Source organism: Streptomyces sp. NPDC090021 (genome assembly GCF_044748225.1).
GTDB lineage: Bacteria > Actinomycetota > Actinomycetes > Streptomycetales > Streptomycetaceae > Streptomyces.
Genome location: NZ_JBIVFO010000005.1, coordinates 158,380 through 171,113, shown reverse-complemented (window position 1 = coordinate 171,113; position 12,734 = coordinate 158,380). Strand labels below are relative to the sequence as shown.

Annotated in this window: 8 protein-coding genes and 1 pseudogene; 3 read left to right on the top strand and 6 right to left on the bottom strand. The window is 71.0% G+C overall.

Going from position 1 to position 12,734, the window contains the following annotated elements:
- Nucleotides 1–19: 19 nt before the first annotated feature.
- Nucleotides 20–268 (bottom strand): annotated as a pseudogene (locus ACIPXC_RS05545) (LLM class flavin-dependent oxidoreductase); the annotation flags it as partial.
- 117 nt (nt 269–385) lie between these two features.
- On the opposite strand from ACIPXC_RS05545, the gene ACIPXC_RS05540 reads away from it, so the two are divergent.
- Nucleotides 386–1,273 carry a Cof-type HAD-IIB family hydrolase gene (locus ACIPXC_RS05540; protein WP_401613784.1) on the top strand — a complete coding sequence of 296 codons (888 nt, stop codon included), beginning with the start codon at nt 386–388 and terminating at the stop codon, nt 1,271–1,273.
- 62 nt (nt 1,274–1,335) lie between these two features.
- Here ACIPXC_RS05540 and ACIPXC_RS05535 read toward each other — a convergent pair whose 3' ends face one another.
- From ACIPXC_RS05535 to ACIPXC_RS05520, 4 genes are all read right to left on the bottom strand, one after another.
- Entirely contained in the window at nt 1,336–3,087 is a 1,752-nt protein-coding gene (locus ACIPXC_RS05535; RefSeq protein ID WP_401613782.1) for a GAF domain-containing protein, read from the bottom strand.
- 24 nt (nt 3,088–3,111) lie between these two features.
- Nucleotides 3,112–6,693, bottom strand: a complete 3,582-nt coding sequence (gene cydD, locus ACIPXC_RS05530) for a thiol reductant ABC exporter subunit CydD (protein ID WP_401613780.1) — start codon at nt 6,691–6,693, stop codon at nt 3,112–3,114.
- Nucleotides 6,694–6,774: 81 nt separating this feature from the next.
- Nucleotides 6,775–7,776, bottom strand: coding sequence for a cytochrome d ubiquinol oxidase subunit II (gene cydB / locus ACIPXC_RS05525; RefSeq protein ID WP_401613778.1), 1,002 nt, complete (start codon nt 7,774–7,776; stop codon nt 6,775–6,777).
- A gap of 18 nt (nt 7,777–7,794) precedes the next feature.
- On the bottom strand, nt 7,795–9,300 hold the full coding sequence (locus ACIPXC_RS05520; protein ID WP_401613776.1) for a cytochrome ubiquinol oxidase subunit I: 1,506 nt from the start codon (nt 9,298–9,300) through the stop codon (nt 7,795–7,797).
- 189 nt (nt 9,301–9,489) lie between these two features.
- Here ACIPXC_RS05520 and ACIPXC_RS05515 point away from each other — a divergent pair, with 189 nt between their 5' ends.
- Nucleotides 9,490–9,858 (top strand): cyclophilin-like fold protein, encoded by a 369-nt coding sequence (locus tag ACIPXC_RS05515; protein ID WP_401613774.1) that lies wholly within the window; start codon nt 9,490–9,492, stop codon nt 9,856–9,858.
- A gap of 87 nt (nt 9,859–9,945) precedes the next feature.
- Here ACIPXC_RS05515 and hisC read toward each other — a convergent pair whose 3' ends face one another.
- Complete coding sequence (gene hisC / locus ACIPXC_RS05510) at nt 9,946–11,025, bottom strand: histidinol-phosphate transaminase (protein ID WP_401613773.1); 1,080 nt, start codon at nt 11,023–11,025, stop codon at nt 9,946–9,948.
- 361 nt (nt 11,026–11,386) lie between these two features.
- Here hisC and ACIPXC_RS05505 point away from each other — a divergent pair, with 361 nt between their 5' ends.
- Entirely contained in the window at nt 11,387–12,502 is a 1,116-nt protein-coding gene (locus ACIPXC_RS05505) for a LacI family DNA-binding transcriptional regulator (protein WP_030028209.1), read from the top strand.
- Nucleotides 12,503–12,734: the final 232 nt, after the last annotated feature.

The window sequence follows — 12,734 nt, the reverse complement described above, 5'->3', positions numbered from 1 at the left end:
GTGTCTCCCCGGGTCAGGCTGTGACAGGTGAACGAGGCTTGACCGACGTCACGAGCGTGCCCAGACGCAGCCGCTCGGTGGTGGCGGCCGCGGCGGTCAGGGTGGGCACCGCGCCGAACCAGGGGCCGTCGCGGAAGGTCCGCCACGACAGGTGGTCATAGGTGTAGGCGGTGTGGAAGCCGAGCTGCTCGGCCCGCCGCCACTGGCCCCGGCCCCCCTCGTGCCATCGACGTACCGGAAGGATCACCGTGCTCAGACGCAGGCTCATGCATCGAGCCTACGGCGGGCCCATGTTTCACGTGAAACATCGGCCCCCTCAATGTTTCACGTGAAACAGCGCCCTCTGCGGCAGCCTGGCTTGATCATGGTCCGGTCCCCCCGTCCCATGGGCGAAGATGGAGCCGTGACCTCGGCTCCTCAGTGCCCGGACGGGCCCACCCCCACTCCCCGGCTCATCGCCACCGACCTCGACGGCACCCTGCTGCGCGACGACCAGTCCGTCTCGCCCCGTACCGTCGCCGCACTCGCCGCAGCCGAGAAGGCGGGGATCGAGGTCTTCTTCGTCACGGGCCGTCCCGCGCGATGGATGGACGTGGTCGCCGACCACGTCCACGGTCACGGCCTCGCGATCTGCGCGAATGGCGCGGCGGTTGTCGACCTGCATGCCGGGCGGGAGTTCGTACAGGTCAGAGCCCTCCCGAGGGTGGCCGCACTCTCCGTCGTCGAAGCTCTGCGCGCGGCGGCACCCGGCACGTCCTTCGCCGTCGAGCTGACCACCGGCATCAACTACGAACCCGCCTACCCGCCCTTCTTCAAGGATCCGGGCGCCCGGCTGGCAGCCGCCGAACAACTGCTCCACGAGAACACGTACGAAGGCGCAGCGCCCGTACTGAAACTGCTGGCGCACCACTCCGAGATCGCCCCGGACGAGTTCCTGGCACTGGCCCGCTCCGCCGCCGGCGCGCACGCGTCGATCACCCGGTCGAGCCCCACCTCTCTGCTGGAGATCAGTGGGCACGGCGTGTCCAAGGCGAGCACGCTGGCGCTGTGCTGCGCCGAACGGGGCATCTCCCCGGACCAGGTGGTCGCTTTCGGGGACATGCCGAACGACGTGGAGATGCTCAGCTGGGCCGGCACCTCCTACGCGATGGGCAACGCCCACCCGGATGTGATCGCTGCCGCGTCCGGACGTACGGTCGCCAACAACGAGGACGGGGTGGCCCTCGTCATCGAACGCATCCTGGCCGAACGCCTCGCGCGGCACGAGGCGTAGGCCGGGCCTGAGTAGGCCAGGCCGGGGTAGGCCGGCCAGGCACAGGCGCACGCCGGCCGGCGCTACTGGAGCGGAGCCTCCCACACCAGAGTGGTCCCGCCGCCGTCCTCCCCGAGCCCCGGCCCGTAGGAGCTCGTGCCGCCGAGGGACTCCGCCCGCCGCCGCAGGTTGCGCAGGCCGCTGCGCCGACCGCTCTCGGGGATACCCACCCCGTCGTCGGCGACTTCCAGCCGGACTCCGGGCCGGCCGTCGGGCAACGTGACGGTGCAGTCCAGGACCACCTCGATCCGGGACGCGTCGGAGTGCCGGAAGGCATTGGACAGCGCCTCGCGCAGCGCGGCGATCAGGTTCTTCCCCACGAGCTCGCCGACGACCGTATCGACCGGTCCGAGGAAGCGGTGTGCCGGTTTGAAGCCCAGTGGGACGGCCGCCATGTTGATCTCCCGCAGGACGCGGGTGCGCAGCCCGGACGGCGCTTCGGCGGGACCCTGCTGGAGGGCGAAGATCGCCGTCCGGATCTCCTGGATCGTCACGTCCAGTTCGTCCACGGCCTTGCCCACGCCGTCGCGGACCTCGGGCACGATCGACCTGCGCTGCGCGCCCTCCAGCATCATCCCGGTGGCGAACAGCCGCTGGATGACCAGGTCGTGCAGGTCACGTGCGATCCGGTCGCGGTCCTCGAAGACCGCCAGCCGCTCCCGGTCGCGTTGCGCCTCGGCCATCATCAGCGCGAGCGCCGCCTGCGAGGCGAACTGGGTGGCCAGGGTTCGCTCGGACTCGCTGAAGGGCCGACCGCCGAGGGCACGCGGGGTGACCAGAGCTCCCAGGACCCGCCCGCCGCTGTGCAGGGGGAGCATCATGCAGGGGCCGAACTCGCTGGTGTGCGGACTGATCATGCGGGGGTCCGACGAGGCGTCGTCTGTGAAGACCGGCTCGCCGCACAGCAGATGCTCCACCACCGGACTCTCGGCCGGGATCACCACGCCGAGCGAGGCGGCGGCGTTCTCCGCCGATACCGCGACGATCTCCATCCCGCCCTCCTCGGCCGGCAGCAGGACGATCCCGGCGGCGGAGTCGGCCAGGCGGCGGGCCTGTTCGGCCACCACGGAGAGGGCGTCGTCGGCGTCCCCACCGGACAGCAGGGCGGTGGTGACGGCGACCGAGCCGTCGATCCAGCGCTCGCGCTGGGTGGCCGCCTCGTACAGCCGGGCGTTGCCGATGGCGATGCCCGCCTCGGTGGCCAGCACCCGGACCATGTGGACGTCGTAGTCGTTGAACTCGACGCCGCCGTGCTTCTCGGCGAGGTACAGGTTGCCGAAGATCTCCCCCTGCACCCGGATCGGGACACCGAGAAAGGTCTTCATGGGCGGGTGGTGCGCCGGAAAGCCCGCCGAGCGCGGGTCCCTGGTCAGGTCGGCGAGCCGGACGGTGTCCAGGTGCGAGATCAGCGCTCCGAGCAGGCCCCGTTTCCCGTCCGGGCGGTGGCCGATCCTCCGGGCCACCTCCGGGCTGATCCCGTACGTGACGAAGTCGGAGAGCCCGCGGCCCTCCGTGTCGACGACTCCGAGCGCCGCGTAGCGGGCGTCCGCGAGTTCTGCCGCGGTCTCGCAGATGCGGTCGAGCGTGGAATGCAGCTCCAGCCCGGTACCCACCGACCGCATGGCCTCCAACAGCTGCGGCACCCGGGCCGTGAGCTCGGTCGACAGTCCGTGCAGGCTCTTGGCGGCCTCGGTGGCGGCCGCCAGGGGATCCGGTGTCCCCCGCGAGGGATCAGGCGGCGGATCCGATGACTGCTGCGACGACTGCGCTGACATGCCCTTGAGCCTAGTTAGTCCCCATTAGACGGGAAAGTTGGCCAAGGTCCGGTCGGCTTCCCCTTCCCGCTCCAGCATCCGGCGCAGCGGCCCCTCGACGGCGGCCAGCTCCGCGTACGTCCCGCGCTGCACGACCTCCCCGCGGTCCAGCACGATCACCTCGTCGACCGCCTCCAGGCCGGCCAGCCGGTGCGTGATCAGCACGGTGGTCCTGCCCTCCGTGGCGGCCAGCAGGTCTGCGGTCAGGGCGTCCGCCGTGACCAGGTCCAGGTGCTCGGCCGGCTCGTCCAGGACCAGTACGGGGAAGTCCGCCAGCAGCGCCCGGGCCAGGGCCAGGCGCTGGCGCTGGCCGCCCGAGATCCGCTCGCCGTGCTCGCCGACCAGCGTGTCCAGCCCGTCCGGAAGGCCGTCCGCCCACTCCAGCAGCCGGGCCGCGGCCAACGCGTCCCGCAGCTGCTCCTCGCTCGCGCCGGTCCGGGCCAGCCGGAGGTTCTCCCGGACCGAGCTGTCGAAGAGGTGCGCGTCCTGGGCGCACAGGCCGACGAGCGCCCGTACGTCATCGCTGTCGAGCGTGCGCGCGTCCACACCGGCCAGGCTGTAGGAGCCCTCGGCCGGGTCCAGGAACCGGAGCACGACCTGCGCCAGCGTGGTCTTGCCGGAGCCCGAGGGACCGACGACCGCAATGCGGCGGCCGGCCTCCAGGGTGAGGTCCAGCCCGCGCAGCGCATCACGCTCCTGGCCCGGGTGGCGGGCGGTGAGTCCGGCCAGCCGGAGCGGGAAGGGCGAGACGGGAGCGGCCACGGGCTGCTCGGGCTCGGCCACGGGAACGGGCGCGTCGATGACCTCGTAGACCCGTTCGGCGCTACGGCGCACCCGCTGGCGGTACTGGACGGCGAGGGGAAGTCCGCTCACCGCCTCGAAGGCGGCGAGCGGCGTCAGGACCGCGACGGCCATCGCGACCCCGGACAGCCGTCCGTCGTGGACCGCGTTCGCGGCGACGGCCGCGGCGGCCACCACCGTGAGCCCGCAGACCAGGGCGGACAGTCCGCCGCCCAGCCCGCCCGCGGCGGCGCCCCGCGCGGCGATGCGCGTCAGCGCGCCGTCGCTCTCCCGCGCCCGGCCCTTGCGGTCGGCCAGCGCCCCGGCCACCGTCAGCTCCGCGGTGCCGGTCAGCAGGTCGGCCACCCGGGTGGCGAGTTCGCCCCGGGCGGGCGCGAGCCTGCGCTCCGCACGGCGGGCGCAGGCTCCGCTGACCAGCGGCACCCCGACGCCCGCGGCGAGCAGGCCGACGGCGAGGACGGCCCCGGCCTCGGGCAGCAGCCACGTGGTGAAGGCGACGGAACCCGTTCCGACGAGCACCGCGGTACCGACGGGCAGCAGCCAGCGCAGCCAGTAGTCCTGCAGGGCGTCGGCGTCGGCGACCAGCCGGGCCAGCAGGTCCCCGCGCCGGTGTTCCCGCAGTCCGGCGGGCGCAATGCGCTCCAGCCGGCGGTACACCGACACCCTGAGGTCGGCGAGCATCCGCAGGACCGCGTCGTGCGAGACGAGCCGCTCGGCGTACCGGAAGACGGCGCGCCCCATTCCGAAGGCCCGGGTCGCGGTGACCGCCACCATCAGATAGAGGACGGGGGGCTGTTCGGAGGCCCTGGAGATCAGCCAGCCCGACACGGCCATCAGGCCGACGCTGCAGCCGACGGCCAGCGCCCCGAGCAGCAGTCCCAGTCTGAACCGTCCCTGCCATGCCTTCGCCACCGCCCGCACCCGGCGCAGCGGATCCGTGCCGCCGGTGTCGGACGTGCCGCTGCCGGTCCTCACCCGCTCCGGGGCGGCGCCGAGGATCCACTCACCGGCATCCGGGCCGAGGCCGTCGGGGAAGGGACCCTCGGCTTCCGTCCCGAAGCCTGCGGAGCGGGGGAGCGGTCCTTCGAGCGGCGAGGGTCCGGAGAGCGGCTCGGCCGGAACAGGACCGGCCGTCATGCGGACCACCCGGTCCGCGACGGCGAGCAGGGCCGGCCGGTGCACCACCAGCAGCACCGTCCGTCCCGCGGAAAGCCGCCGGACCGCGTCGACGATCCCCGCCTCGGTCTCGCCGTCCAGCGCCGCCGTCGGCTCGTCCAGCAGCAGGACCGGCCGGTCCGCGAGGAAGGCCCGGGCCAATGCCAGCCGCTGCCGCTGCCCGGCGGACAGGCCCATGCCGCCCTCCCCCAGCAGGGTCTCGGCGCCGCGCGGCAGCGCGGACACGAACTCCCAGGCTCCCGCGTCCTTCAGGGCGGCGGCCACGTCGTCGTCACCGGCCCCGGGCCGGGCCAGCCGTACGTTCTCGGCGACGGTACCGGCGAACAGGTGCGGCCGCTGCGGTACCCACGCGATCCGCTCCCGCCAGTGCTCCGGCGACAGCTCGGCCAGGTCCACACCCGCGATGCGGACCCGCCCGGCGGTCGGCCGCACGAACCCCAGCAGCACCTGGAGCAGCGTGGACTTGCCGGCCCCGCTCGGGCCGGTGAGGGCCACGCACTCCCCCGGTGCGACGGTCAGCGAGACGGGTCGGGGCGAGTCCTCGAGCCGGCCCTCGTACCGGACGGCGACCCCGTCGATCTCGATCCGCAAGGGAGCCCCGACCGGCAGTTCCGCCGTACCGGCCGGACCGGCGGCGGGGGTCTCCAGGACCTCGAAGATCTCCTCGGCGGCCGCCAGCCCTTCCGCGGCCGCGTGGTACTGCGCCCCCACCTGCCGCAGCGGCAGGTAGGCCTCGGGCGCCAGGATCAGGATGACCAGCCCGGTGTAGAGGTCCAGCTCGCCGTGGACCAGTCGCATGCCGATGGTCACCGCGACCAGCGCGACCGACAGGGTCGCCAGCAGTTCCAGGGCGAAGGACGAGAGGAAGGCGATGCGCAGCGTCCGCATCGTCGCCCGCCGGTAGTCATCGGTGATCCTGCGGATCGACTCGGCCTGCGCCTTGGCCCGGCCGAAGACCTTCAGCGTGGGAAGCCCGGCCACCACGTCGAGGAAGTGCCCGGACAGCCGCGACAGCAGGCGCCACTGGCGGTCCATCCGGGACTGGGTGGCCATGCCGATCAGGACCATGAACACCGGGATCAGGGGGAGGGTGACCACGATGATGGCCGCCGACACCCAGTCCTCGGTGACGATGCGGGCGAGCACCGCCACCGGCACCACGACGGCGAGCCCCAGCTGGGGCAGGTAGCGGGAGAAGTAGTCGTCGAGCGCGTCCACGCCCCGGGTGGCCAGCGACACCAGCGACCCGGTCCGCTGTCCGCCCGGACGCCCGGGCCCGATCTCCGCGGCCCGGTCCAGCAGCCGGCCCCGCAGTTCCGACTTGACCGCCGCACTCGCGCGGTGCGCGGCCAGCTCCGTCAGCCATGCGATCAGAGCGCGGCCGACCGCCACCGCCGCGAGCAGCAACAGCGGCGTGCGGAGCGCGGCGCCGCCGAGGCCCTGCTCGAAGGCGCCCACCACGATCTCGGCGATGAGCATCGCCTGACCGACGACCAGCCCCGCCCCGGCCAGCCCGAGAGCCACCACCGCCCCCAGGAAGAGGCGGGTGGAACGGGCGTACCGGAGCAGGCGCGGGTCGATCGGTTTCACGTGAAACATCCTCCGGGGGAGGGCCGGCCGGGCCGGCGGGTCGGGCGGCGCGGGAAGACGGGTGTGTCCACGGACACGGAATCAGTGCGCGTCGACGATGTGCTGCGTCCCGATCCGCTTGCGGAACACCCAGTACGTCCAGCCCTGGTAGAGCAGTACGAGCGGGGTGGCGACGGCGGCGCACCAGGTCATGATCTTCAGCGTGTAGGCGCTGGACGAGGCGTTGGTGACGGTGAGGTTCCAGGCCGCGTCGAGCGAGGAGGGCATCACGTTCGGGAAGAGCGTCAGGAAGAGCATCGCGACGGCCGCCGCGATGGTGATCCCGGACAGTGCGAACGACCAGCCCTCGCGCCCCGCCAGGTTGAAGCCGAGCGCCCCGAGCAGGGCCAGCACCGCAATGGCCATCGCGACCAGGCTCTTGCCGTCGCCGCGCGAGACCTGGGTCCAGACGAGGAAGACCAGGGCGAGGACGGCGGTGACCAGGCCCAGTACGGTCGCCGTCCTGCGCGCCCGCTCCCGGATGTCACCGACGGTCTTCAGAGAGGCGAAGACCGCGCCGTGGAAGGTGAACAGGGTGAGGGTGACCAGCCCGCCGAGAAGCGAGTAGACGTTGAGCAGGTCCAGGAAGCTGCCGACGTACTCCTTGTTCTGGTCGATCTTCACTCCGCGCACGATGTTGGCGAAGGCCACGCCCCACAGGAAGGCGGGGATCAGCGAGGTCCAGAAGATCGCGTGTTCCCAGTTGGTCTGCCAGCTGTCCTCGGGGCGCTTGTGCCGGTACTCGAAGGCCACCCCGCGGATGATCAGGCAGATCAGGATGAGCAGCAGCGGCAGGTAGAAGCCGGAGAAGAGGGTGGCGTACCAGTCGGGGAAGGCGGCGAAGGTCGCGCCGCCCGCCGTGAGCAGCCAGACCTCGTTGCCGTCCCACACGGGCCCGATCGTGTTGATCAGGACCCGCTTCTCCGTACGGTCGCGGGCGAGCAGCTTGGTCAGCACGCCGATGCCGAAGTCGAAGCCCTCCAGGAAGAAGTAGCCGGTCCACAGGACGGCGATGAGCACGAACCAGACGTCGTGGAGCTCCATGGTGCGTTCTCCTCAGCCTCAGTACGAGAAGGCCATCGGCCGGTCGGGGTTCTTGTCGTCCCCGCCGATCTTGGTGGGCGGGTTGAGGTCGGCCTCGGTGAGCTCCGGCGGGCCGAGCCTGACGTACTTGACGAGGAGACGGACCTCGATGACGGCGAGCACGGCGTAGAGCAGGGTGAAGCCGATCATCGAGGTGAGGACCTCGGCCTGGGAGACGTTCGGCGAGACCGCGTCCCGGGTGCGCAGGACCCCGTAGACGACCCACGGCTGACGGCCCATCTCGGTGAAGATCCAGCCCCAGGAGTTGGCGATGAGCGGGAAGCCCATGGTCCAGAGGGCGACGATCCAGTAGAGGTTGCCGATCTTGGGGCTCAGCGGCTTCTTGAAGAGCACCAGGTGGGGGACCTCGTCCTCCCCGGTGCGCAGAGCCGGCGGAAGCAGGAACTTCCTGCGGGTCAGCCAGAGCCCCAGCATGCCGATACCGAGCGAGGCCATGCCGAAGCCGATCATCCAGCGGAAGCCCCAGTAGGCGACCGGAATGTTGGGCCGGTAATCGCCCGGCCCGAACTTCTCCTGCTCGGCCTTGTTGACGTCGTTGATGCCCGGGACGAAGGAGGTGAAGTCGTCGTTGGCCAGGAAGGACAGCAGACCCGGGATCTCTATGGCCACCTTGTTGTGACCCTTTTCGACGTCGCCGTAGGCGAAGACGGAGAAGGGCGCGGGGGCCTCGCCGTCCCAGAGCGCCTCGGCCGCGGCCATCTTCATCGGCTGCTGCTTGAACATGACCTTGCCGAGCAGGTCACCGCTGATCGCCGTACCCAGGCCGGCGATGATCAGGACGACCAGGCCCAGGCGCAGCGAGCTGCGCATCACCGGGACGTGCTTCTTGCGCGCCAGGTGGTAGGCGGAGATGCCGGCCATGAACGCACCGCCGACCAGGAAAGCGGCCGTGATGGTGTGGAAGAACTGGGTGAGCGCGGTGTTCTGGGTGAGCACCAGCCAGAAGTCGGTGAGCTCGGCCCGGCCCCGCTCCTCGTTGATCCGGTAGCCGACCGGGTGCTGCATCCAGGAATTGGCCGCCAGGATGAAGTAGGCGGACAGGACGGTGCCGATGGACACCATCCAGATGCAGGCCAGGTGGATCTTCTTGGGCAGCTTGTCCCAGCCGAAGATCCACAGCCCGATGAAGGTGGACTCGAAGAAGAAGGCGATCAGCGCTTCGAAGGCGAGGGGGGCGCCGAAGATGTCACCGACGAACCGCGAGTAGTCGGACCAGTTCATGCCGAACTGGAACTCCTGGACGATGCCGGTGACGACACCCATCGCGATATTGATCAAGAAAAGCTTTCCCCAGAACTTCGTGGCCCTGAGGTACTTCTCCTTCTCGGTGCGCACCCAGGCGGTCTGCAGGCCGGCCGTGAGGGCGGCGAGCGAGATCGTCAGGGGCACGAAGAGGAAGTGATAGACGGTGGTGATGCCGAACTGCCATCGCGCCAGGGTTTCTGGCGCCAGAGCCAGGTCCACGTCGTCGTCTCCTTCGTGTCGCCGTGATCACAGCGGCAGCCTGCCTTCCGAGCCCGCCCATTCCGGGAGGAAGCAGACACGCTTGTGAACGCGTTCACATTCACAAGCATTATGGCGCACCGCATTCGGCCACCTTCCGGCGGGGTACCCCTCTAGCCAATCGATTCAACAGATTGTTGAATCCGGCTCATGCAGATTCGAATCTCCTGGCCCGCGGGCCAGCTCACCGCAACCCTCGACGAGACCCCGACCAGCAAGGCACTGGCCGAGGCCCTTCCGATCTCCGCCTCCGCGCATACGTGGGGCGAGGAGGTCTATTTCGACACCGGTGTCCGCGTGGCCCTGGAGGACGACGCCCGGCAGGTCGTCGAGCCCGGCACGGTCGCGTTCTGGACCGAGGGCGACGCCCTCGCGCTGCCCTACGGCCCGACGCCGATCTCGCGCGGCGGCGAGAGCCGTCTGGCGAGCCCGTGCAACGTGCTCGGCTCGTTCGACGGCGATCCCCGCCTGCTGTCCACCGTTCGCGACGGCGATCCCGTCCGTGTGGAACCGGCCTGACACTCCCGCCCCACCCGACCGCGCGGCGCTCTCCCGCCGGCCGGACGGCCGCGGCCCGCGCCGCTCGCGGAACCCGCGCCGCGGAGCCTAGAGCTCCTTGAAGAACGCCTCCGCCGTGTGCAGGAAGAGGTCGTTCGCCTCGGGCTCACCGATCGTGACCCGAAGGCCCTCGCCCGCGAAGGGCCGGACCACCACACCGGCCTTCTCGCAGGCCGCCGCGAAATCGACGGTCCGCTCGCCCAGGCGCATCCACACGAAGTTCGCCTGCGTGTCCGGCACGGTCCAGCCCTGCGCCAGCAGCGTCGCGTGGACCCGCGCACGCTCGCCCACCAGCGAACCGACCCGGCCCATCAGCTCGTCCTCGGCGCGCAGCGAGGCGACCGCCGCGTCCTGCGCGAGCTGGCTGACGCCGAAGGGCACCGCCGTCTTGCGCAGCGCCGCCGCCACCCGCTCGTGCGCGACCGCGAATCCGACCCGCAGTCCGGCGAGTCCGTACGCCTTGGAGAACGTGCGCAGCACGGCCACGTTGGGGCGGTCGCGGTACAGCTCGATGCCGTCCGGAACGTCCGTGTCGCGCACGAACTCGCGGTACGCCTCGTCCAGCACCACCAGGACGTCCGAGGGCACCCGGTCCAGGAAGCGCTCCAGCTCGGCCCGGCGCACGGCGGTGCCGGTGGGGTTGTTCGGGTTGCAGACGAAGATCAGCCGGGTCCGCTCGGTGATCGCCGCGGCCATGGCGTCCAGGTCGTGCACGTCGCCGTCGGTCAGCGGGACCTGCACCGAGGTCGCACCCGAGATCTGCGTGATGATCGGGTACGCCTCGAAGGACCGCCAGGCGTACATGACCTCGTCGCCCGGGCCCGCCGTGGACTGGATCAGCGACTGGGCCACGCCCACCGAGCCGGTGCCCGTGGCCACGTGCTCGACCGGCACGCCGAACCGCTCGGCGATCTCGTTCACCAGTCCGGTGCAGGCCATGTCCGGGTAGCGGTTGAAGGCCCCCGCCGCCGTGACGGCGCTCTCCAGCACCCCCGGCAGCGGCGGGTACGGGTTCTCGTTCGAGGACAGCTTGTACGCGACGGGCCCGCCCGCGGCAGCCGGCTTTCCGGGCTTGTACGTCGGAATGCCGTCCAGCTCGGCGCGCAGCTTCGGGCTCTTCTCGCTCACCGCAGGTCCTCCTCGACCGTCCCGTCCGACGTCGCCGTCGACTCAATACTGCTCACCTTATGAGGATTCCGCTCTCCCGAGAATGGGGGCGCCTGGATTGTGGGGGAGCGCGCGCATATATGCGCACGCCGGTGGCCTGCGCCGTGGCGCGCATCCCTCGTGCAGGTGAGTTGCGGCCGACACGAAAGCACGCCGTTTTGGCATGCCCGGTCCCGACGACAAACTCCACTGCCAGCACACACGACCAAACGCCTTCATTTCCAAGGTCATTGGGGGTGGCGAACCACGCAGAAACGTGCCTGTCAACGCGTGCATATGCACCCGGACCGCCCACCCCACCGAGCCCTACTATCGGCTCGCCATGACAGCAGCAGGGAAGCATCAGGTGAGCCGGACCGAGACCACCCGGCGGGCCGCCGGCCGACAGGGCCGGGCCGGCATCAGGGACGTGGCCGCCGCGGCGGGCGTATCCATCACGACCGTCTCGGACGCGCTCAATGGCAAGGGACGGCTGCCCGACGCCACCCGCCGCCACGTTCGCGAAGTAGCCGACCGGCTGGGGTACCGCCCGTCGGCCGCCGCCCGCACCCTCCGTACCGGAAAGTCGGGCCTCATCGGCCTGACCGTGACGACGTACGGGGATGAACCTTTCACCTTCACCGAATTCGCCTACTTCGCCGAGATGGCCAGGGCCGCCACCTCGGCGGCGCTGGCCCGCGGATACGCACTCGTCATCCTCCCCGCCACCTCCCGCCACGACGTGTGGTCCAACGTCGCCCTCGACGGCACCGTCGTCATCGACCCCTCCGACCACGATCCCGTCGTCACCGAGCTCGTCCGCCAGGGCCTGCCCGTGGTCTCCGACGGCCGGCCCGCCGGCTCCCTCCCCGTCACCGCCTGGGTCGACAACGACCACGAGGCCGCCGTGCTCGGCCTCCTCGACCACCTCGCCGCCGCCGGCGCCCGCCGGATCGGGCTGCTGACCGGCACCACCACCGACACGTACACCCGCCTGTCCACCACGGCCTACCTCAACTGGTGCGAGCGCGTCGGCCAGGACCCCGTGTACGAGTCCTACCCGGCCCACGATCCGTGCGCGGGCGCCGTCGCCGCCGACCGGCTCCTCGCCCGCCCCGACCGCCCCGACGCCGTCTACGGTCTCTTCGACCCCAACGGCACCGACCTGCTCGCCGCCGCCCGCCGCTACGGCCTGCGCGTTCCCGAGGACCTGCTGCTCGTCTGCTGCAGCGAGTCCACCGTGTACGCCAACACCGAGCCGCCCATCACCACGCTGTCCCTCAAACCGCGCCGCATCGGCACCGCCGTCGTGCAGCTGCTCATCGACGCGATCGAGGGCGTGGACACCGGACGCCCGGTCGAACAGGTCGTCCCGACCGAGCTGATCATCCGTACCTCGTCGCAGCGCAGGCAGCCCCGAACGACCGTGAGCCCACCCCGGTCTCCGGCCCAGGACTGACCGCCGGACCGTCCGGTCGGCCTGATCGGCGGCCGTCCGGACTTTCAACAACCGGCAATATCGGGCAAAAACGGTAGGAACGATACGCTCCGCAAAGGATTCACCACCCCTGGTGCGTCACACAGCGCGAGCCGCATTCCTATGATGGGCGCACGACATCACGGACCCTCCTCCCAGGAGGTCAGGAGGGTCCGCAGGTGTACGGCAGCGCGACGGTGGTGGAGGGGTCGAT